Source organism: Sedimentitalea sediminis (assembly GCF_042687825.1).
Classification (GTDB): Bacteria; Pseudomonadota; Alphaproteobacteria; order Rhodobacterales; family Rhodobacteraceae; genus Sedimentitalea.
In genome coordinates, this window is the sequence record NZ_JBHUQE010000011.1 from 18,207 (window position 1) to 36,625 (window position 18,419).

Here is an 18,419-nt window from a genome sequence, read left to right on the forward strand (position 1 = left end):
ATGGGCTAAAGGGCGCATCTGATCTGGTAACGAAGCGGATAGCATGTCCTTCTCCCTCGCCATCGTGGGGCGCCCGAATGTGGGCAAGTCCACCCTGTTCAACCGTCTGGTCGGCAAGCGACTGGCGCTGGTCGACGACACACCCGGCGTGACCCGCGATCTGCGCGAGGGCGCGGCCCGGCTGGCCGATCTGCGTTTTACCGTGATCGACACGGCCGGTCTGGAAAACGTGACCGATGACAGCCTGCAGGGACGGATGCGTCGTCTGACCGAACGGGCCGTGGACATGGCCGATATCTGCCTGTTCATGATCGACGCCCGCACCGGCGTGACCGCCACGGACGAAATCTTTGCGGACATCCTGCGCAAGCGTGCGCGCCATGTCATCCTGGCCGCCAACAAGGGCGAGGGATCCGCCGCCGATGCCGGGGTGCTCGAGGCCTATGGGCTGGGGCTGGGCGAGCCGATCCGCCTGTCGGCGGAGCACGGCGAGGGGCTGAACGATCTCTACACCCAGCTGATGCCGCTGGCTGACGGGTTTGCCGAACGCGCGGCTCAAGACGCGCCCGAGACCGACGTGACGGTTTCGGACGAGGCCGAGACCGACGACCACGCGCCGACTGCCGACAAGCCGCTGCAGGTCGCTGTCGTCGGCCGGCCCAATGCCGGCAAGTCGACGCTGATCAACCGCATTCTGGGCGAAGACCGGCTGCTGACCGGTCCCGAGGCCGGCATCACCCGCGACTCGATCAGCCTGCGCAGCGACTGGGCGGGGGCGGACGGGGTGCCCGTACCGATGCGCATCTTTGACACTGCCGGCATGCGCCGCAAGGCAAAGGTGCAGGAAAAGCTGGAAAAGCTGTCGGTCAGCGACGGGTTGCGCGCGGTCAAGTTCGCCGAGGTGGTCATCGTGCTGCTGGACGCGGCCATTCCGTTCGAACAGCAGGATCTGCGCATCGCCGACCTGGCCGAGCGCGAGGGCCGCGCCGTGGTGGTGGCGGTGAACAAATGGGACATCGAAGAGGACAAGCAGGAAAAGCTGCGCGATCTGCGCGAAAGCTTTGAACGCCTGCTGCCGCAGCTGCGCGGCGCGCCTCTGGTCACGGTCTCGGCCAGGACCGGTCGCGGGCTGGAACGGCTGCACAGCGCGGTCATGCGCGCCCACGAGGTCTGGAACCGCCGCGTGCCCACGGCGGCGTTGAACCGGTGGTTGACGGGCATGCTGGAGCAGCATCCGCCGCCGGCACCACAGGGCAAGCGGATCAAGCTGCGCTACATGACCCAGGCCAAGACCCGGCCGCCAGGCTTCGTCGTCATGTGCAGTCATCCCGACAAGATGCCGGCCAGCTATTCACGCTATCTGGTGAACGGGCTGCGCCAGGATTTCGACATGCCGGGCACGCCGATCCGGTTGCACCTGCGCAGTCAGAACGCGGCCAACCCCTTTAAGGGGCGCAAGAAATCCGGCCCCTCGAAACTGCGCAAACATCTCGGCGGAAAAAAACACTAGCGACACGCAACCCGCCGCGGAACCGATGCTCTGATATCGCACCGGTTGAGCAGGATCGTTGTCGGACACGCCGCAATATGGTATCTTTCTGCTTATTTCAGAAAGGTCATTCACCATGAAACGGATCGCGGTTTTTTGCGACGGAACCTGGAATTCGCCCGATGCGCGCGACCGCACCCATGTGGTCGCGCTGTACAACGCGGTGCATCAAGAGGCCGGTGTGCAGATCGCGCATTACTTTTCCGGTGTCGGGGTCTCGCGCAACCAGGCCGGGTTCTTGCGCAATGCGTTCACGCGGATCGGTGGCGGCGCGTTCGGCTGGGGTCTGGATCGCAACATCAAGCAGGCCTATGCTTATGTCTGCAAGGTCTATGAGCCGGGCGACGAAATCCTGATCTTTGGCTTTTCGCGCGGCGCCTATACCGCGCGGTCGCTGGCCGGGATGATCCGCAAATGCGGCATTCTCGACGACTATCAGGGTCAGGCACTGACCGAGGCATTCCGCTTTTACAAGCAGCCCGGCGATGACAACGCACCCGACGCGCCCGCGGTACGGGCCTGGCGCAAGCAAAAATCGCCGCGGTTTGCGACTTCGGAAACCGAACGCGCCGAACGGGGCGATGGCGCGCCGTTGGTCAACATATCTTATATCGGCGTCTGGGACACGGTTGGCGCGCTGGGCATTCCGGTGCAGGTGCTGGGGGCTGTTGCGCAGCTCTGGAACCGCAAGTACCAGTTCCACGACACAGACCTGTCCAGCCTGGTGCAAAGCGCGCGCCAGGTGCTGGCGCTGGACGAACGCCGGGCGTTTTTTCAGCCCTCGCCCTGGAACAACCTGGATGAAACCGACGACGGGCCGGGCCTGAACGCCGGGGCAACCGGACCCGACCGGCCGTTTCAGCAGCAATGGTTCATCGGTGATCACGGCATCGTCGGCGGCACCGGTCCCAGCGACAGCCTGTCGGCGATTACCCTGGACTGGATCACCGAGGGCGCCAAACGCGCCGGTCTGACCCTGCGCGCGGATGCGATTCTGCTGGATGCAGCACCCGACCCCACGGACGACGTGCCGGTTTTGCGCGATCCCTCGCCGATCTATGGCATTTCGCGCGATCTGCTGGTCTGGCGCCCGGGGCCGAAAAAGATGGCCGACCTGTCCTTTACCGTGAAACAGCGGCTGGACGCGATGCCGTCCTATCGCCCCGACAGCCTGCGGGCGCTGTTTCCCGACCTGTTCTGAGGCACCCGAAACCCGCCGCAGGGCACGGTCCGCGCGAACGGATGATTGAAAAACCGCCGGACTCTTGGCAAAAGCCGGTACAGGCATGCTTGAATCTGTGAACGGGCCGGTCCGGTCCGGGTATGAGGGGACATCATGGATCTGCGGGAACATACGCGCAAATTCTGCGACAAGGACAACCGCATCGCGAGTCTCAGCTTTTTTGGCACTTTCGCGGTCTATTTCACCTCGCTGTGGCTGGCGATTTCACAGGCCCAGCACTGGTATATCCTGCTGCCGGCCATGGTCGTGCACGCCTTTTCCGCGGTCCGGCTCTATGTGCTGCAGCATGACACCGGCCACCATTCCCTGTTCGAAACCCGCGCCCAGAACGAGATCGCTGGCCATGTGTTGTCGCCCTTTACGTTTGCGCCTTTTGAGGTGATGAAGCAGAACCACAACCTGCATCACGCCGGGGTGGGCAATCTGGAGCATCGCGAAACCGGCGAGATCAACACCATGACCCTGCGCGAATGGAACGCCGCCGGGGTCTGGCAACGGCTGCAATACCGCCTGTACCGCAACCCGTTCATCCTGGTGCCGGTGGGAGCGTTCTTTACCTATTTCATCCGCTATCGCTGGCCCAAGAACACGATGCGTTTCGGCTGGCGTGGGGTTGTTCTGCACAATGTCGCGGTTCTGTCCTGGGTCGGGCTGATCTATGCGCTGTCGGGCTGGCCCGGTCTGGGCATCTATTTCGCTGCCTCGATGCTGGGCGGCATGCTGGGCGTGTTCCTGGTCTATCTGCAGCATAATTTCGAGGATACCTATTGGGACCGCCGCCCCGATCTGGACCCCAAGCTGGCGGCGATCCAGGGCAGTTCCTGCCTGGATTTCGGCGCCTGGTTCGATCACGCGGTGGCCTGCATCACACTGCACGACATCCATCACCTGAATTCGCGCATTCCCTCCTATCGGCTGCGCGCCTGTCACTACAGCCTGCCAAAGGATGTTGCGCCGCGCCGGATCAAGTTCCCCGAGGCGGTTGCCGCGCTGAATCTCAAGCTGTGGGACGAGGAGGCCGGGCGTCTGGTGCCTTTTCCGCGCGCAAGGACCGGCGGCGGGCTGGCGGCGACCGGCTAGAGCGCTGCCCGAGAGCGCCCGTCCGGGTCAGGCGGTGGCGGGGCGGGTGCGGCTTTCGCGATAGGTTACCCATCCCACCCCGGCCAGACCCGCCAGCGCCAGCAGGGTGACCAGGCCCGATTGCGCCAGGTTCGCCACCGCGATCGCCGCTAGGGCCCAGACCACCGCAACGCCATATTCGGCGATGTCGGGCAGGCGACGCAGCACCCACAGCGCCAGTCCCAGCGCCAGCAGCAGGGCGATGACGGCTGCAACCACTGGCCCTGTCAGACCGTAGCCCGCCAGCAACAGACCGATCGAAACCGATGCCGCCGCTGTCAGCCATCCGGCATAGAGCGCGACCGGGGCGCGGCCCCACCAGCGGTCCAGAACCGGCGCACGTTCCAGCGCCATCAGCGCCGAGACCAGCATGATCCAGATCAGCACCGTCGCTCCGACCGGGCTGAGCGTCGCCACCGGCAGCCAGGCCGCCCCGACCGCCAGCGACAGCGCCAAAGCGGGGCGCATGGGGTGCCAGTCCACCGCACCGGCGCGCATCACCAGGCCGAACCCGGCCCCGATCAGCAGCCAGGCATAGATCACGCCCCAGATGGCAAAGGCATAGCCTGCCGGCTGCACCGGCGGATCGGCCTGAGGCACTGGGAACTGGTCTGGCCGGAAACCGGCAAAATCCGGCACCAGCACCGGCGTGGCGGAAAAGCCCAGTGCCGCGATGGCCACGAGGCTGGCGGCAAAGGGCGACGGATGACCTTTCATACGGGGGCTCCAGACTTGGTTTCAGCGATCATTCCCGCCAGTCCGACCACTTTCAACAGCGAACAATGGCGACATTCCAATATCATAGGACATCGCCGCAGCGCGTCCAGCCAGCCGCTGGCAATTCGGCGACAGAGCGGGCCGAGACCGTCGCGCGCCGCCGCTCAGGCCAGCTGGCCATCCGCGCCCAGCACCCGCTTGCCGCCCAGATAGGGCGCCAGAACCTCGGGCAGGGTGACCGAACCGTCCGCCTGCTGGCCGTTCTCCAACACCGCGATCAGACAGCGCCCCACCGCCAGGCCCGAGCCGTTCAGCGTGTGCACGAATTCCGGTTTGCCGCCGCCCTGGGGGCGGAACCGCGCGTTCATCCGCCGGGCCTGAAAATCGCCGGTGGTGGAAACGCTGGATATCTCGCGATAGGCGTTCTGCCCGGGCAGCCAGGCCTCGATGTCATAGGTGCGCCTTGCGCCGAACCCCATGTCGCCGGTGCACAGGATCACCGTGCGGTAGGGGATGTTCAGGCGTTCCAGCAGATCCTCGGCGCAGCGCAGCATGCGTTTCTGTTCGGCGTCGCTGTGGTCGGGATGGGTGATGGACACCATCTCGACCTTTTCGAACTGGTGCTGGCGCAGCATGCCGGTGGTGTCCTTGCCGGCGCTGCCCGCCTCGCTGCGGAAACACAGGGTGTGCGCGGTCATCCGGATCGGCAGATCGCCGGCGTCCAGAATGTCGCCGGCCACCGAATAGGTCAGCGGCACCTCGGATGTGGGCACCAGCCACCAGCCATTGGTGGTCTGATAGCTGTCATCGCCGAATTTCGGCAATTTATCGGTGCCATACATCGCTTCGTCGCGCACCAGAACCGGGGTCTGGACCTCGGTCAGGCCGTTTTCGTCCACATGGGTGTCGATCATGAACTGCGCCAGCGCCCGGTGAATCCGCGCCACCGCCCCGCGCAGCACGACAAAGCGGCTGCCGCTGATCTTGGCGGCCATCTCGAAATCCATCGCGCCCGCCACGCCGGCAATCTCGAAATGTTCCTTGGCGTCGAAATCCAGCACAGGTGGCGTGCCCCAGCGGCTGACCTCGACATTTTCGGTCTCGTCCGCCCCCTGCGGCACGTCCTCGGCGGGCAGGTTGGCAATGCGCGCCAGCATGTCGGTCAGTTTTGCATCCAGATCCTTGGCCTCGATCTGCATGGCGGCGACCTCGGTCTTTTTCTCGGCGACCAGCGCGCGCAGGCGCTGGAATTCGGCCTCGTCGCCCTTGGCCTTGGCCGCGCCGACCAGCTTGCTGGCCTTGTTCTGCTCGGCCTGTGCGGCCTCGCTGGCCTGTATCCTGGCACGCCGCGCGCTGTCCAGTTCCAGCACGGATGCCGACACCGGCGCATCGCCGCGCCGGGCCAGGGCGGCGTCAAAAGCGTCGGGGTTCTCGCGGATGGCGCGGATGTCATGCATGGGCTCGGTCCTCGGTCTTGAGTCGGTTTTTCGCCTTATGCCTCAAGCGTAACCACATGGGTAGGGTGTGGATTGGGAACGACGTTTGCCAGAGCGCCATCCCGGGGCGTCAGCCCCGGATCGCGACCGACCCGCCCCCCAGGGCGGGCGCGATTGCGCTCACCCTCGCGCCGGTCGCGATCCTCGGGTCATTGATCGAGGCGTTGGAACTCGTCACCACGTCGCAGGGTCGTCGGGATCGAACCCGATCTCTTTTTGCCACGCGCGCCAAAAAGGCTCCATTTCTTGCCACCTCAAGTCGTCATCGGGCCAATGTGCTGGCCTTTTCTGGTTTTGGGCCAGCGTCACGCTGCCATCTCCATACACCTCTTCAAGGTAAATATTCTGGTCCGGGGGACCTTCGGACAGATCGAAGCAATAAAAACATGCACCTCTCAGTCTTGTCATTCCGAGATCGGACAACCTATCCAACTGGGTCCGCTCAAACAGCACGCCCTGCATCTTTACGTTTTGTGTGGAGAGACCTTGCAAACGTGCGTATGACAAATCGCTGCATGAAAGGCTGGTTTCCAGGAGAACCGTGTTCTGCATATTCGCAAAGCGGAGATTTGCGAAACGAATGCTTGTAGAAGCAAAATTGGTGCCCGCCAACTTCGTACGGCTGAGATTAGCCCGATCGAAACACAATCCCGACAAATCGAACCCCGCCAAGTTCGCCCCGCGCAGGTCGATTTCGATCTTGTCCGGTTCTACATTATCGAAACGCTTCATCCGCCCGATGGTCTGCGCTGCCGCCTCCATATCGGCGCGGGGGTGCTCCGGGTTGTCAGGCCCGATCTCCTTGGACAGGAGGCGCAGATAGACGCAGAGCATGCGGGTGATTCTGGGCGCTTCGTCGGGGCGTTCCTGGGCCAGCACCTGCAGCCGGTCGATGGCCGCGAACCGGCGCATGATGTCATCCTCGATGAAATCCGGCTCGTCGGGGTTCTCCAGCCGGCTTATACGCTTGATCTGGCGGCGCGCATGCAGGTCGTCCGCCGCCGCCTTGATTTTGTCGTTGAACAGTGCCTCGTCGGCGATGCGTTTCTGCTGATCTGCAATTGCCGTCTGTTCGCGCGACAGGCGGATGCGGACCAGGGTAAAGGGCAGGGCCACCACCGCGCCCAGCACCCCGGTCAGCGCCACCATCTGTCCCAGGGTGAACCGCCAGTCCCACACCGCCTGCCTCGAGCCGGGGGGTTGCGTATAGATCACCTGCCAGATCAGCCAGAGCAGCCCGGCGACCAGCGACAGAAAGAGCGTCGCCCACAGGCACAGCGCCAGAAAGAACACCCCGCCATTCAACCCGCTCAGGCCCAGAGCATCGCGCATTCGCTCCACCGGAGATACGCGGTCGTTTGCAACCAGCGACAGCGCGCCAAAGACCACAGCCGTCAGCACGAGTAATCCCGCCAGCGCAGCAAGGCCCCAGAACAACTCGGGCGGGATCGTCAGGGTCGTGGTCTGCATGTCACCTCTGGCAGTCGGGAACGGCGCCACCATGCCGCGCCCTGGCCGGTCTGCCAAGGGGTCGGCAACGCGTGGTTGCAGAGGCGGCGGAAAACCGGCGCATGCCCCGGACAAACAGGCCCGCCGCGCCTTGCAAAGATCGGGTTCTGCGCATAGGTTCCGCCGAAATCGCGGGCCGGGCCCCGCTTTTCAACCAAAAGGAACATCTCATGGACGGTGGCGCTATTGCCCAGTTTCTCCCGCTTATCCTGATTTTTGCGATCATGTATTTCCTGCTGATCCGACCGCAGCAGAAAAAGGTCAAGGAACACCAGGCCATGGTGTCGGCCCTGCGCCGCGGCGATCAGGTGGTCACCCAGGGCGGGATCATCGCCAAGGTCGTCAAGGTCAAGGACGACAACGAGATCGAGGTCGAACTGGCCGAAGGGGTCAAGGTGCGGGTCGTCAAGTCGACCATTGCCACGGTGATGAGCAAGACCGAGCCGGCCGCCTGATCCTGCCCGCAACCCTCTGAAAAGGCTGGGCCATGCTGCAATTCGACCTCTGGAAGAAGGTGCTGATCTGGCTGACCTGCGCGGTTGGCCTGTGGTTGGCCCTGCCCAACATGTTCTACAATCGCGTGGAACAGCACAACGATGCCCTGGCAGCGATCGAACTGGGGGGCGAAACCTCGGAACTGACTGCGCAGGCGGGCAGCTGGCCCGACTGGCTGCCGTCGGCGCTGGTCAATCTGGGGCTGGATCTGCGCGGCGGCGCGCATCTGCTGGCCGAGGTGCAGGTCGAGGACGTCTATGAAAGCCGCATGGCGGCGATGTGGCCGGAAATCCGCGACGCCCTGCGCCCCGAGCGGGCCACCATCGGCACGATCCGCCTGCAACCCTCGGCCGGGCAGGAGATTCGCATCCGCATCAGCCAGCCCGAGGGCATGGCGCGGGCGCTGGAGGTGGTGCGCGGCCTTGCCCGCCCGATCCAGACACTGACCGGCGCCGGCTCGACCGATATCGAGGTGCGCGGCGAAGGCGACATCATCGTCGTCACCTTGTCCGAGGCGGAAAAGCTGGCCAGTAACGACCGCACGGTGCGCCAGTCGCTGGAGATCATCCGCCGCCGCATCGACGAGGTCGGCACCCGCGAGCCGACGATCCAGCGCCAGGGCGAGGACCGCATCCTGATCCAGGTGCCCGGTATCGGCAGCGCCTCCGAGTTGAAGGAGATCATCGGCACCACGGCGCAACTGACCTTTAACCCGGTGGTCGCGCGTGGCAGCGACGGCAACGCCAATCCCGGCGTCGGCAACAAGATCGTGCCTTCGGTGGAAGACGAGGGCGTGTTCTATACGCTCGAAGCCGCGCCGGTGGTGACAGGCGAGGAACTGGTCGACGCCCAGCCTGCCTTTGACCAGAACGGCCGCCCGGCGGTGAATTTCCGGTTCAACACGTCGGGTGCGCGCAAGTTCGGCGATTATACGGCGGAAAACATCGGCAGCCCCTTTGCCATCGTGCTGGATGACGAGGTGATCAGCGCGCCGGTGATCCAGAGCCACATTCCCGGCGGTTCGGGCATCATCACCGGCAATTTTACCGTCGAGGAAAGCACCAATCTGGCGGTGCTGCTGCGCGCCGGTGCCCTGCCGGCGGGGCTGGCGTTTCTCGAAGAACGCACCATCGGCCCGGAGCTGGGGCAGGACAGCATCGAGGCCGGGCGCATCGCGACCGTGGTCGCCTTTGTCGCGGTACTGGCCTTCATGGCGCTCAGCTACGGCCTGTTCGGCCTGTTCGCCAATGTCGCGCTGATTCTCAATATCGGCTTGATATTCGGCCTGCTCAGCCTGATCGGTGCAACGCTGACGCTGCCCGGTATTGCCGGTATCGTCCTGACCGTGGGCATGGCGGTGGATGCGAATGTGCTGGTTTTCGAACGCATCCGCGAAGAGCTGAAAACCTCGCGCGGGCCGGCACGAGCTATCGAACAGGGCTATGAAAAGGCGCTGAGTGCCATTCTGGACGCCAACATCACCACCTTCATCACGGCGGTGATCCTGTTCGCCATGGGTTCAGGGCCGGTGCGGGGCTTTGCCATCACGCTGGGCCTGGGCATCATGACTTCCGTTTTTACTGCCATATTCGTCACACGGCTGATGATCGTCATGTGGTTCGAACGCCGCCGCCCCAAAACGATCGAGGTCTGACATGCGTCTGAAACTGGTTCCCCAGGAAACCGCCTTTGACTTCTTTGGCCGTTGGAAGCTGTGGCTGGGCCTGTCCGCCCTGCTGGTGATCGTCGGGTTTGCCTCTTTCCTGATCCAGGGTCTGAACTATGGCATCGATTTTCGCGGCGGCACGACGATCCGCACCGAAAGCGTGCAGCCCGTTGACGTGGCGGCCTATCGCGGCGCGCTGGCGCCGCTGGAACTGGGCGATGTTCTGATCAGCGAAGTCTTTGACCCGACCTTTACCGAAGATCAGAACGTCGCGATGGTCCGCATCCAGGCGCAGGCCGACGAAGAGGCCGTGACGGCGGCCAAGATCGCGCAGGTGCATGACGCCCTGCGGGACGTGGCGCCCGACATCCGCTTTGTGTCGGTCGAATCGGTCGGTCCGAAAGTCTCTGGCGAATTGATCCAGACCGCCATCCTGGCGGTGGCGCTGGCGATCAGCGCGGTGCTGGTCTATATCTGGCTGCGCTTTGAATGGCAGTTCGCCCTGGGTGCGGTGGCGGCGCTGGTGCATGACGTGGCGCTGACCATCGGGATTTTCTCGGAATTGCAGATCAAGTTCGACCTGGCGATCATCGCCGCCCTGCTGACCATCGTCGGCTATTCGTTGAACGACACCGTGGTGGTATTCGACCGGGTGCGCGAGAACTTGCGAAAATACAAGAAAAAGACCTTGGCCGAAGTTCTGAACCTGTCGATCAACGAAACCCTCAGCCGCACGTTCATGACCTCTGTCACGACGCTGCTGGCGTTGATCGCCCTGTTCGTTCTGGGCGGCGATGTCATCCGCGGATTTGTTTTCGCGATGATCTGGGGCGTGATCGTCGGCACCTATTCCTCGATCTTCGTGGCCTCGACCATCCTGCTGTATCTGGGGGTCAAGCGCGACTGGACCAAACCCGACAACACCACCGGAAATCAGTTCGCCAACATTGATGCCTGATGCCCTTGTCCCGGTCCTGGCGCTGCCGGGGCTGGGTTGGCTGATTGCCGCGGCCTTGTTGGCGGGGATCGTGCGTGGATTTGCCGGTTTTGGCGGCGCATTGATCTATCTGCCGGTGGCAGCGCAGTTCGTGCCGCCGCTCTGGGCCGTTGTGACGGTGGTGACGCTGGAACTGTTTGGTCCGCTGGCGATCGTGCCCAGCGCCCTGAAACAGGCGCATCGGCGCGACCTGCTTCTGCTTTCGGGCGGATCGCTCTGCCTGATCCCGGTGGGGCTGGCGACGCTGGCGGTCGTGTCTGCCGATGCCTTTCGCTATGTCCTTTCGACGGTTTGCCTGCTTCTGGTCGTGTGCCTTCTGCTGGGGCTGCGCTATCGCGGCGCGCTGCGGCCGCCCCTGATCGCAGGGGTTGGCGGGGCCTCGGGGTTTCTGGGCGGGTTGCTGGGGGTGCCGGGACCGCCGGTGGTGCTGTTTTACATGGCCAGCGCACTGCCGGTTCAGGTGGTGCGGGCCAATGTCCTGCTGTATCTGGTGCTCTTCGATTTCCAGCTTCTGGCGATCATCGGTCTGCGCGGAGACCTGGATCTGACGCCGCTTCTGCTGGGCGGGTTGCTGGCGGTGCCGGGACTTTTGGGAAACCTGATCGGCGCGGCGGTTTTCAATCCTGACCGCAGTGCGCTATATCGTGTTGCAGCCTGCGCTATCGTGGCGCTGTCGGCGATACTGGGATTGCCCCTCTGGGACCAATGAACGGAGACGATCATGCGCCTGAACGAAGTCAGCTATACCGATGCCCAGCCGGTCGAGGGATATGGCCCCGGATTCTTTCGCATCGGTGGGCAGATTCATTATGGCGCGGTGCTGTCCGGACCCGCCGGCACTGGCCGATGGGGGGGATATGAAGATGTGGCCGCCCTGTTGCAACTGGCCGACCGGGTGGATGTGGTCTTTGTCGGCACCGGCGCCGAGATCAGCCATCTGCCCTCGGTGTTTCGGGCCGCCCTTGAGGAGGCGGGCATGGGGGTCGAGGTGATGAACTCGCCGGCCGCCTGCCGGACCTACAACGTGCTCTTGTCCGAAGGCCGCCGCGTTGCCTTGGCGCTGTTGCCGGTCTGAGGCCTGCGCCGGGGCGTCCGGAGTTTTCGTGGCAGACGCCGCCACCCCACGGCAAAAGCAGGCTTTTGCCCCCGCCCGTGTTGCGATAAGCGGGGCCGCATGACCCTGACCGTCACCGATCTGTCCATTGCGCGCGGTGGTGTTCCCGTACTGGAGCGCCTGAGCTTTGATCTGCCGCCCGGACAGGCGCTGATCCTGCGCGGGCCGAATGGCATCGGCAAAACGACGCTGCTGCGCACCATCGCCGGCCTGCAGCCGGCGCTGTCCGGCCGGATCATTGGGGCTGATGAGACCATTGCCTATGCCGGTCATTCCGATGGCATCAAGCCGACGCTCAGCGTCACCGAAAACCTGCGGTTCTGGGCCAGCGTCTTCGGCGCCACCAGCATCGGGCCGGCGCTGGACGCCTTTGAATTGAACGATCTGGCCGACCGTCATGCCGGCAACCTTTCGGCCGGACAGAAACGCCGGCTGGGCCTGTCGCGGCTGCTGGTGACCGGGCGGCCGATCTGGGTGCTGGACGAGCCAACCGTGTCGCTGGACGTCGCGGCCGTGGCGATGTTCGCCGCGGCGGTGCAGGCCCATCTGGCGCAGGGCGGCAGCGCGCTGATCGCCACCCATATCGACCTGGGCCTGAAGGCAAACGTGCTGGATGTCGGCCCGTTCAAGGCCCGGCCCCGCGCGGTCGAGGATTTCGACGGAGATTTCCTGTGATCGCCCTGTTGATGCGTGACCTCAGGCTGGCCTTTCGCGCCGGCGGCGGTTTTGGCCTGGGCCTGGCGTTCTTTCTGATCGTCACGGTGCTGGTGCCGTTCAGTGTCGGGCCGCAGTCGTCGCTGCTGGCGACCATCGCGCCGGGGGTGCTGTGGCTGGGGGCCTTGCTGGCCTGCCTGCTGTCGCTGGATCGGCTGTTGGCGCTGGATTGGGAGGACGGGTCGCTGGACCTGCTGGCGACCGCGCCGTTGCCGCTGGAATCAGTGGTCACGATCAAGGCTCTGGCGCATTGGATCACCACCAGTCTGCCGCTGGTTCTGGCGGCGCCGGTTCTGGGGGTTCTGCTGAACCTGCCGGTGCCGGGCTATTCCTGGCTGCTGGTCTCGCTGCTGCTCGGTACCCCGGCCCTGTCGGTGATCGGCACGTTCGGCGCGGCCCTGACCGTGGGCCTGAAACGCGGTGGCCTGTTGCTGTCGCTGCTGGTGCTGCCGCTCTACGTGCCGACGCTGATTTTTGGCGCCGAGGTGGCGCGGCGCGGCGCCATCGGCATGGACACCGCGACCCCGCTCATGATGCTGGGCGGTATCACCGCCGGCGTCATCGCGCTTTTGCCCTTTGCCAGTGCAGCGGTGCTGCGCGTCAACCTGCGGTGACCTAGGTCAATTGAGATCGCACCCGACTCGGACTAGATACATGCCATGACGATAGCAGCCAAAGCCAACGCTCTCTGGGAATACGCCAATCCCAAGAAATTCCTGGCCACCTCGGAACGGGTGCAGCCGTTCTTTTGGATCACTGCCGTGGTCTGCCTGGCCGTCGGACTGGTCTGGGGCTTTTTCTTTACCCCGGACGACTACCGCCAGGGCTCGACCGTCAAGATCATCTATCTGCATGTGCCCGCGGCGCTGATGGCGATCAACATCTGGTTCATGATGCTGGTGACCTCGCTGGTCTGGCTTGTGCGGCGGCACCATGTCAGCGCACTGGCGGCGCGCGCTGCCGCCCCCGTGGGCGTGGTGATGACGCTGATCGCGCTGGCCACCGGGGCGATCTGGGGACAGCCGATGTGGGGCACCTGGTGGGCCTGGGATCCGCGCCTGACCTCGTTCCTGATCCTGTTCCTGTTCTACCTCGGCTATATCGCCCTATGGGAGGCGATCGAGAACCCGGACACTGCCGCCGATCTGACGGCGGTGCTGTGTCTGGTCGGCTCGGTCTTTGCGGTGCTCAGCCGCTATGCGGTGAATTTCTGGAACCAGGGCCTGCATCAGGGCGCGTCGCTGTCGCTGGACAAGGAGGAGAACGTCGCCGACGTTTTCTGGGTGCCGCTGCTGGTCTGCATCGCCGGGTTCGTGCTGTTGTTCGTGGCGCTGGTGCTGTATCGCACCGGCACGGAAATCCGCGCCCGCCGGATCAAGGCACTGCTGGCGCGTGAAAGGGTGGGGGGCTGATGCCGGATCTGGGAAAATACGGGGATACGGTGATGTCGGCCTATGCCGCGTCGATCCTGCTGCTGGTGTTGCTGGTTCTGGTCAGCCTGTGGCGCGGCCGCCGGGTGCGGGCCGAAATGAAACGCATCGAGGAACGGATGTCGAACAATGGCTAGGATTTCGCCCCTGATGATCGCACCGCCGGCGATCTTTGCCGCTTTTGTGGCGCTGGCCGCGGTCGGCATGTTCCGCCCGGACAAGGACAATCTGCCGTCGAAATTCATCGGCCAGCCGGCGCCGCCGGTGCCCGAGGCCGCCTTGCCAGGATACCCCGGACTGACCCGCGCGGACCTGACTGCCGGCCAGGTGACAGTGATCAATTTCTGGGCCAGCTGGTGCCCGCCCTGCCGGGCGGAACACCCGACGCTGCTGCAATTGCAACGTGACGGCATCGCTGTCTACGGGGTGAATTTCAAAGACAAGGAAGACCAGGCCCGGGCTTACCTGCAAGATGAAGGCAACCCGTTTTTGGGCATCGGTTTCGATCCCAACGGCCGCAATGCCATCGAATGGGGCGTGACCGCCCCGCCCGAAACCTTCATCATCGCCGGAGACGGCACCGTGCTGTACAAATTCATCGGTCCGCTGGTCGGCAGCGATCTCGACCAGCGCTTTCTGCCGGAGCTGAAAAAGGCACTGGACGCCAACGCCGCCAACTGACGCAACGCGCCAGAGTGTAGTTTCGCGGTTTCAGCGATGGTGTCACGGAGGCAGGCGTTCAGCGGTGAAACCCGATGGCGGCACGGTACTTTTGGAGAGGGCTCTGCTCTACCAAACGGGCGACGCATTCATCCCGTGGAGCCAGTATGCCAGCCGGGGTCTATGAGCAGACCTGTCCACCGGCCCACAGGACCAGGCACCGGCCGGCCTTATTCAAAGCTCTCAAGCGCCCTGGCTCGCTAACAATCTGGTTCGATCTCAAGATGCGCTGGGATGCCAACCGTTGGAAGCGGTGGAGCGACAAAGGCGTCTTGGTGCCGATCGAGAACGCCACGATGGAGGACCGTCCCGTCATCTGCCGGGACAAGGACGATTTCGACGCCCTGGGCATTCTCAAGGTCGGTGTCCTGTCCCCGGGCATGCCGACCTGCATCCGCACGGCGTTCGACCTGATCGGCCAGCACCATCAGACCGTCTACAGCCTGGCCACCCTGCCCCCGAGGGCCAGGCGCAGATCGTGCGCCCCGTCTGCATCAATGCCCGTTTCTGGGACGACGTGATGGAACCGGGCGGGCGCGGCGGGCTGGCGCTGCGGCTGGGGGGCCGTCAGATCAAGGGGCTGAGCGAAGAGGACGCGGCCTGGCTGACAGCGGCGCGCGGCAACGGCTATGCCGAGGCGGCCGATATCTGGCGCCGCGCCGGGCTGGTGACGGCGGTGATCGAGCCGTTGACCGAGGCGGATGTCTTTGCCGCGCAGGGGCTCAACCGGCGCCAGGCATTGTGGCTGGCCAAGGCGCTGACCGGCACCCGGCCGCCGCCGCTGTTTGCCCGCGATATCGAGGGCGAGGCGATCGCCGAACCGGCGGCGCATCTGCCGCAGATGAGCCTGGGCGAGGATTACGTTGCGCTGCGCCTGTCGCTGCGGGCGCCGCGCGCGGGATCATGGGCGGTTTTCTCCGAAACGAGGCCGGAAAACCGGTTCACCCCGCTGAACGCAAGGGGTAGAAGGCGACACCCGAAACCGCCGGAGCAATCCCATGTCAGCCCCCAAACCTGTTGTATTGTGCATCCTTGACGGCTGGGGGCTCTCCAAGGACAGAACGGCGAATGCACCGCTTTTGGCCGACACGCCGGCCTTTGATGCGATCATGCAGGCCGGGCCACAGGCCAAGTTGATCACCCATGGGCCGGATGTGGGCCTGCCCAGTGGCCAGATGGGCAATTCCGAGGTGGGCCATACCAATATCGGCGCCGGCCGCGTCGTCGCCATGGATCTGGGTCAGATTGACCTGGCCATCGAGGATGGCAGTTTTTTCGAGAAGCCGGCGCTGCAGGCCTTTATCGCAAAGCTGCAGGACAGTGGCGGCACCGCGCATCTGATGGGGCTGGTCTCGGATGGCGGTGTGCACGGCCATATCGATCACATTATCGCCGCCGCCCGGGCGGTGACGCAGGCCGGCGTGCCGGTGGCGCTGCACGCGGTGACCGACGGGCGCGACGTGGCGCCGAAATCCGCCTATGGCTATCTTGGCGACCTGGCCGAGCGGCTGCCCGAGGGCGCCCGCATCGCCACCGTCACCGGCCGCTATTTCGCCATGGACCGCGACAACCGCTGGGGCCGGGTCAGCGAGGCCTATGCGGCGATGGTCCACGGCCGGGGACGGCCCGTCCGGGACGCCCATGACGCGGTGACCCATGCCTACAACCAGAGCGAAACCGACGAATTCATCGGTGCTTCGGTGGTCCAGGGTTATTCCGGGGCCCGGGATGGCGACGGATTCTTCTGCCTGAATTTCCGCGCCGACCGCGCCCGCGAAATCCTGCGGGCCATCGGCGAGCCCGGCTTTGACGCCTTTGACACCGGCCGGCGGCCGGACTGGGCGGCGCTGCTGGGCATGGTCGAGTATTCGGACGACCACAACGCCTATCTGGAAACGGTGTTTCCGTCGCGCGCTCTGGCCAACACGCTGGGGGTCTGGGTCGCCAAGCATGGGCTGCGCCAGTTCCGGCTGGCCGAGACCGAGAAATACCCGCATGTCACGTTCTTCCTGAATGGCGGTCGCGAGGATCCGGAACCGGGCGAAGACCGTCATATGCCGAAATCTCCCGATGTGGCGACGTATGATCTGCAACCGGAAATGTCGTCGGGCGACGTCACCGACCGGTTCGTGCAAGCGATCGAACAGGGGTACGATCTGATCGTGGTCAATTATGCCAACCCCGACATGGTCGGACATAGCGGCGATCTGGCCGCTGCGATCAAGGCCTGCGAGGCGGTGGATCAGGGGCTGGCACGGGTGATCGCGGCCCTGCGCGCCGCCGGTGGCGCGATGCTGGTCACCGCGGATCACGGCAATTGCGAAATGATGATCGACCCGGAAACCGGCGGGCCGCATACGGCGCATACGCTGAACCCGGTGCCGGTGGTTCTGGTCGGCGGACCCGATGGCGCGCGGCTGCGCGACGGCCGGCTGGCGGATCTCGCACCGACCATCCTGGAGCTGATGGAATTGCCGAAACCGCCGGAAATGACAGGTGAAAGCCTGCTTGCATGACGCTGAGATCGATCCTGGTCGCGGCCCTGCTCGGCGGGACGCCCATTCTGGCCCAGACCGATCCGGCGGGCGCGGCGCGGGCGGCGATGCAGCAACTGGAAACGGCGGCGCAATCCCTGCAGCAGGCGGACGGCGCGCGCGACCGGGTGCGGGCGCTGACCGCGACCATCCGGGCCTATGAGGCAGGTCTGGTGGCGATGCGCGACGGGCTGCGCCGGGCGGCCACGCGCGAGGCCCAGCTGAGCCGCCAGTTGCAGGCCCGTGAAGGTGAAGTCTCGCAATTGCTGGGGGTCCTGCTGACCATCGGCACCGCGCCGCCGCCCGTGCTGCTGCTGCACCCGGTCGGTCCGGCCGGTGCGGCGCGTTCCGGCATGATCCTGGCCGAGGTGACCCCGGCGCTGCAGGCCCGGGCCGGACAGCTGCGCAGCGATTTGCAAGAGGTGCAGACCCTGCGGCTGTTGCAGCAGAACGCAGTAACCGTGCTGCAGGAGGGACTGGCCGGGGTCCAGCAGGCCCGCGCCGACCTCAGCCAGGCCATGGCCAACCGCACCGATCTGCCGAAACGGTTCACCGAGGATCCGGTGCGCACCGCCATCCTGATCTCGTCCGTGGAAACCCTGGATGGTTTCGCCAGCGGCCTGTCGCAGATCACCGGCGAAGACGTCGCCCCACTGGACACCGACATTGCCGCGCTCAAGGGCCGGTTGGACCTGCCGGTGCAGGGCGTGGTTCTGCATCGGGCCGGCGAGGCGGATGCCGCCGGAATCCGTCGGGACGGGATCATCCTGGCGACCCGCCCCCGGGCTCTGGTCAATTCGCCAACGGCAGCCACGATCCGCTATCGCGGCCCGTTGCTGGACATGGGCAATGTGATGATTCTTGAGCCGCAGCCGGACACCCTGTTCGTGTTGTCCGGCCTCAATGAGGTGTTCGGCGAGACCGGTCAGGTGATACCGGCGGGGGCTCCGGTGGGGCTGATGGGTGGAGCGGCCCCGGAAATCGGCGCGATTCTGTCACTTAGAGGTGATGGCACTGGAACTGACCGGTCAGAAACGCTCTATATAGAGGTCAGAGAGGGTGGGCGCCCTGTGGACCCTGAAACCTGGTTCCAAACCGACAAGGATGGATAAGCGA

The 18,419-nt window shown here is 64.8% G+C and carries 19 protein-coding genes and 2 pseudogenes; 18 read left to right on the plus strand and 3 right to left on the minus strand.

The window, feature by feature from the left end; genetic code table 11:
- The first annotated feature begins 43 nt into the window (after window positions 1-43).
- From der to ACFMPD_RS10660, 3 genes are all read left to right on the plus strand, one after another.
- On the plus strand, window positions 44-1,510 hold the full coding sequence (gene der / locus ACFMPD_RS10650) for a ribosome biogenesis GTPase Der (RefSeq protein ID WP_380993936.1): 1,467 nt from the start codon (window positions 44-46) through the stop codon (window positions 1,508-1,510).
- A 115-nt stretch (window positions 1,511-1,625) separates the two neighbouring features.
- Window positions 1,626-2,750, plus strand: coding sequence for a DUF2235 domain-containing protein (locus ACFMPD_RS10655; RefSeq protein ID WP_380993938.1), 1,125 nt, complete (start codon window positions 1,626-1,628; stop codon window positions 2,748-2,750).
- 135 nt (window positions 2,751-2,885) lie between these two features.
- Entirely contained in the window at window positions 2,886-3,872 is a 987-nt protein-coding gene (locus ACFMPD_RS10660; protein ID WP_380993940.1) for a fatty acid desaturase, read from the plus strand.
- A gap of 27 nt (window positions 3,873-3,899) precedes the next feature.
- Here the strand turns inward: ACFMPD_RS10660 and ACFMPD_RS10665 are convergent, their stop codons facing one another.
- The 3 genes from ACFMPD_RS10665 to ACFMPD_RS10675 form a co-directional block, all read right to left on the minus strand.
- On the minus strand, window positions 3,900-4,628 hold the full coding sequence (locus tag ACFMPD_RS10665) for a hypothetical protein (protein WP_380993941.1): 729 nt from the start codon (window positions 4,626-4,628) through the stop codon (window positions 3,900-3,902).
- Window positions 4,629-4,792: 164 nt separating this feature from the next.
- Window positions 4,793-6,085 carry a serine--tRNA ligase gene (gene serS / locus ACFMPD_RS10670; RefSeq protein WP_380993942.1) on the minus strand — a complete coding sequence of 431 codons (1,293 nt, stop codon included), beginning with the start codon at window positions 6,083-6,085 and terminating at the stop codon, window positions 4,793-4,795.
- Window positions 6,086-6,298: 213 nt separating this feature from the next.
- Window positions 6,299-7,627, minus strand: coding sequence for a pentapeptide repeat-containing protein (locus ACFMPD_RS10675; protein WP_380993944.1), 1,329 nt, complete (start codon window positions 7,625-7,627; stop codon window positions 6,299-6,301).
- A gap of 176 nt (window positions 7,628-7,803) precedes the next feature.
- Here ACFMPD_RS10675 and yajC point away from each other — a divergent pair, with 176 nt between their 5' ends.
- From yajC to ACFMPD_RS10750, 15 genes and pseudogenes are all read left to right on the plus strand, one after another.
- Window positions 7,804-8,088, plus strand: coding sequence for a preprotein translocase subunit YajC (gene yajC, locus ACFMPD_RS10680; RefSeq protein ID WP_380993946.1), 285 nt, complete (start codon window positions 7,804-7,806; stop codon window positions 8,086-8,088).
- A 32-nt stretch (window positions 8,089-8,120) separates the two neighbouring features.
- On the plus strand, window positions 8,121-9,782 hold the full coding sequence (gene secD, locus ACFMPD_RS10685; protein ID WP_380993949.1) for a protein translocase subunit SecD: 1,662 nt from the start codon (window positions 8,121-8,123) through the stop codon (window positions 9,780-9,782).
- A 1-nt stretch (window position 9,783) separates the two neighbouring features.
- The gene (gene secF, locus ACFMPD_RS10690; RefSeq protein WP_380993951.1) at window positions 9,784-10,752 is read left to right on the plus strand and encodes a protein translocase subunit SecF; all 969 of its coding nucleotides are present in this window, start codon (window positions 9,784-9,786) and stop codon (window positions 10,750-10,752) included.
- Entirely contained in the window at window positions 10,745-11,500 is a 756-nt protein-coding gene (locus ACFMPD_RS10695; RefSeq protein ID WP_380993953.1) for a TSUP family transporter, read from the plus strand. Before secF ends, ACFMPD_RS10695 begins: the two co-directional genes overlap by 8 nt.
- A 12-nt stretch (window positions 11,501-11,512) precedes the next feature.
- On the plus strand, window positions 11,513-11,866 hold the full coding sequence (locus ACFMPD_RS10700; RefSeq protein WP_380993955.1) for an Mth938-like domain-containing protein: 354 nt from the start codon (window positions 11,513-11,515) through the stop codon (window positions 11,864-11,866).
- A gap of 99 nt (window positions 11,867-11,965) precedes the next feature.
- The gene (ccmA, locus tag ACFMPD_RS10705) at window positions 11,966-12,580 is read left to right on the plus strand and encodes a heme ABC exporter ATP-binding protein CcmA (RefSeq protein WP_380993957.1); all 615 of its coding nucleotides are present in this window, start codon (window positions 11,966-11,968) and stop codon (window positions 12,578-12,580) included.
- On the plus strand, window positions 12,577-13,233 hold the full coding sequence (gene ccmB / locus ACFMPD_RS10710) for a heme exporter protein CcmB (RefSeq protein WP_380993959.1): 657 nt from the start codon (window positions 12,577-12,579) through the stop codon (window positions 13,231-13,233). Before ccmA ends, ccmB begins: the two co-directional genes overlap by 4 nt.
- 45 nt (window positions 13,234-13,278) lie before the next feature.
- Window positions 13,279-14,031 carry a heme ABC transporter permease gene (locus tag ACFMPD_RS10715; protein ID WP_380993961.1) on the plus strand — a complete coding sequence of 251 codons (753 nt, stop codon included), beginning with the start codon at window positions 13,279-13,281 and terminating at the stop codon, window positions 14,029-14,031.
- Window positions 14,031-14,186: a heme exporter protein CcmD gene (ccmD, locus tag ACFMPD_RS10720; RefSeq protein WP_380993963.1), complete on the plus strand. Its 156-nt coding sequence runs from the start codon at window positions 14,031-14,033 to the stop codon at window positions 14,184-14,186. The genes ACFMPD_RS10715 and ccmD overlap by 1 nt, the downstream gene beginning before the upstream one ends.
- On the plus strand, window positions 14,179-14,730 hold the full coding sequence (locus ACFMPD_RS10725) for a DsbE family thiol:disulfide interchange protein (RefSeq protein ID WP_380993965.1): 552 nt from the start codon (window positions 14,179-14,181) through the stop codon (window positions 14,728-14,730). Before ccmD ends, ACFMPD_RS10725 begins: the two co-directional genes overlap by 8 nt.
- A 162-nt stretch (window positions 14,731-14,892) precedes the next feature.
- Window positions 14,893-15,008: pseudogene (locus ACFMPD_RS10730) on the plus strand (IS5/IS1182 family transposase); the annotation flags it as partial.
- Entirely contained in the window at window positions 14,994-15,290 is a 297-nt protein-coding gene (locus ACFMPD_RS10735; RefSeq protein WP_380994116.1) for a hypothetical protein, read from the plus strand. The pseudogene ACFMPD_RS10730 and the gene ACFMPD_RS10735, both read left to right, overlap by 15 nt.
- Window positions 15,248-15,805 (plus strand): annotated as a pseudogene (locus ACFMPD_RS10740) (helix-hairpin-helix domain-containing protein); the annotation flags it as partial. The gene ACFMPD_RS10735 and the pseudogene ACFMPD_RS10740, both read left to right, overlap by 43 nt.
- Window positions 15,768-17,285: a 2,3-bisphosphoglycerate-independent phosphoglycerate mutase gene (gene gpmI, locus ACFMPD_RS10745; protein ID WP_380993967.1), complete on the plus strand. Its 1,518-nt coding sequence runs from the start codon at window positions 15,768-15,770 to the stop codon at window positions 17,283-17,285. The pseudogene ACFMPD_RS10740 and the gene gpmI, both read left to right, overlap by 38 nt.
- Window positions 17,282-18,415: a murein hydrolase activator EnvC family protein gene (locus tag ACFMPD_RS10750; protein WP_380993969.1), complete on the plus strand. Its 1,134-nt coding sequence runs from the start codon at window positions 17,282-17,284 to the stop codon at window positions 18,413-18,415. Before gpmI ends, ACFMPD_RS10750 begins: the two co-directional genes overlap by 4 nt.
- The last annotated feature ends 4 nt before the right edge of the window (window positions 18,416-18,419 follow it).

Bases quoted from the DNA above. Each gene is read 5' to 3' on its own strand.
- gpmI (WP_380993967.1), top strand. From the start codon at position 15,768: ATGTCAGCCCCCAAACCTGTTGTATTGTGCATCCTTGACGGCTGGGGG.
- yajC (WP_380993946.1), top strand. From the start codon at position 7,804: ATGGACGGTGGCGCTATTGCCCAGTTTCTCCCGCTTATCCTGATTTTT.
- ACFMPD_RS10655 (WP_380993938.1), top strand. From the start codon at position 1,626: ATGAAACGGATCGCGGTTTTTTGCGACGGAACCTGGAATTCGCCCGAT.
- ACFMPD_RS10665 (WP_380993941.1), bottom strand. From the start codon at position 4,628: ATGAAAGGTCATCCGTCGCCCTTTGCCGCCAGCCTCGTGGCCATCGCG.
- ACFMPD_RS10750 (WP_380993969.1), top strand. From the start codon at position 17,282: ATGACGCTGAGATCGATCCTGGTCGCGGCCCTGCTCGGCGGGACGCCC.
- ACFMPD_RS10725 (WP_380993965.1), top strand. From the start codon at position 14,179: ATGGCTAGGATTTCGCCCCTGATGATCGCACCGCCGGCGATCTTTGCC.
- der (WP_380993936.1), top strand. From the start codon at position 44: ATGTCCTTCTCCCTCGCCATCGTGGGGCGCCCGAATGTGGGCAAGTCC.
- ACFMPD_RS10735 (WP_380994116.1), top strand. From the start codon at position 14,994: ATGCGCTGGGATGCCAACCGTTGGAAGCGGTGGAGCGACAAAGGCGTC.
- serS (WP_380993942.1), bottom strand. From the start codon at position 6,085: ATGCATGACATCCGCGCCATCCGCGAGAACCCCGACGCTTTTGACGCC.
- ACFMPD_RS10675 (WP_380993944.1), bottom strand. From the start codon at position 7,627: ATGGTGGCGCCGTTCCCGACTGCCAGAGGTGACATGCAGACCACGACC.
- secD (WP_380993949.1), top strand. From the start codon at position 8,121: ATGCTGCAATTCGACCTCTGGAAGAAGGTGCTGATCTGGCTGACCTGC.
- ACFMPD_RS10660 (WP_380993940.1), top strand. From the start codon at position 2,886: ATGGATCTGCGGGAACATACGCGCAAATTCTGCGACAAGGACAACCGC.
- secF (WP_380993951.1), top strand. From the start codon at position 9,784: ATGCGTCTGAAACTGGTTCCCCAGGAAACCGCCTTTGACTTCTTTGGC.
- ccmA (WP_380993957.1), top strand. From the start codon at position 11,966: ATGACCCTGACCGTCACCGATCTGTCCATTGCGCGCGGTGGTGTTCCC.
- ACFMPD_RS10715 (WP_380993961.1), top strand. From the start codon at position 13,279: ATGACGATAGCAGCCAAAGCCAACGCTCTCTGGGAATACGCCAATCCC.
- ccmD (WP_380993963.1), top strand. From the start codon at position 14,031: ATGCCGGATCTGGGAAAATACGGGGATACGGTGATGTCGGCCTATGCC.
- ACFMPD_RS10700 (WP_380993955.1), top strand. From the start codon at position 11,513: ATGCGCCTGAACGAAGTCAGCTATACCGATGCCCAGCCGGTCGAGGGA.
- ACFMPD_RS10695 (WP_380993953.1), top strand. From the start codon at position 10,745: ATGCCTGATGCCCTTGTCCCGGTCCTGGCGCTGCCGGGGCTGGGTTGG.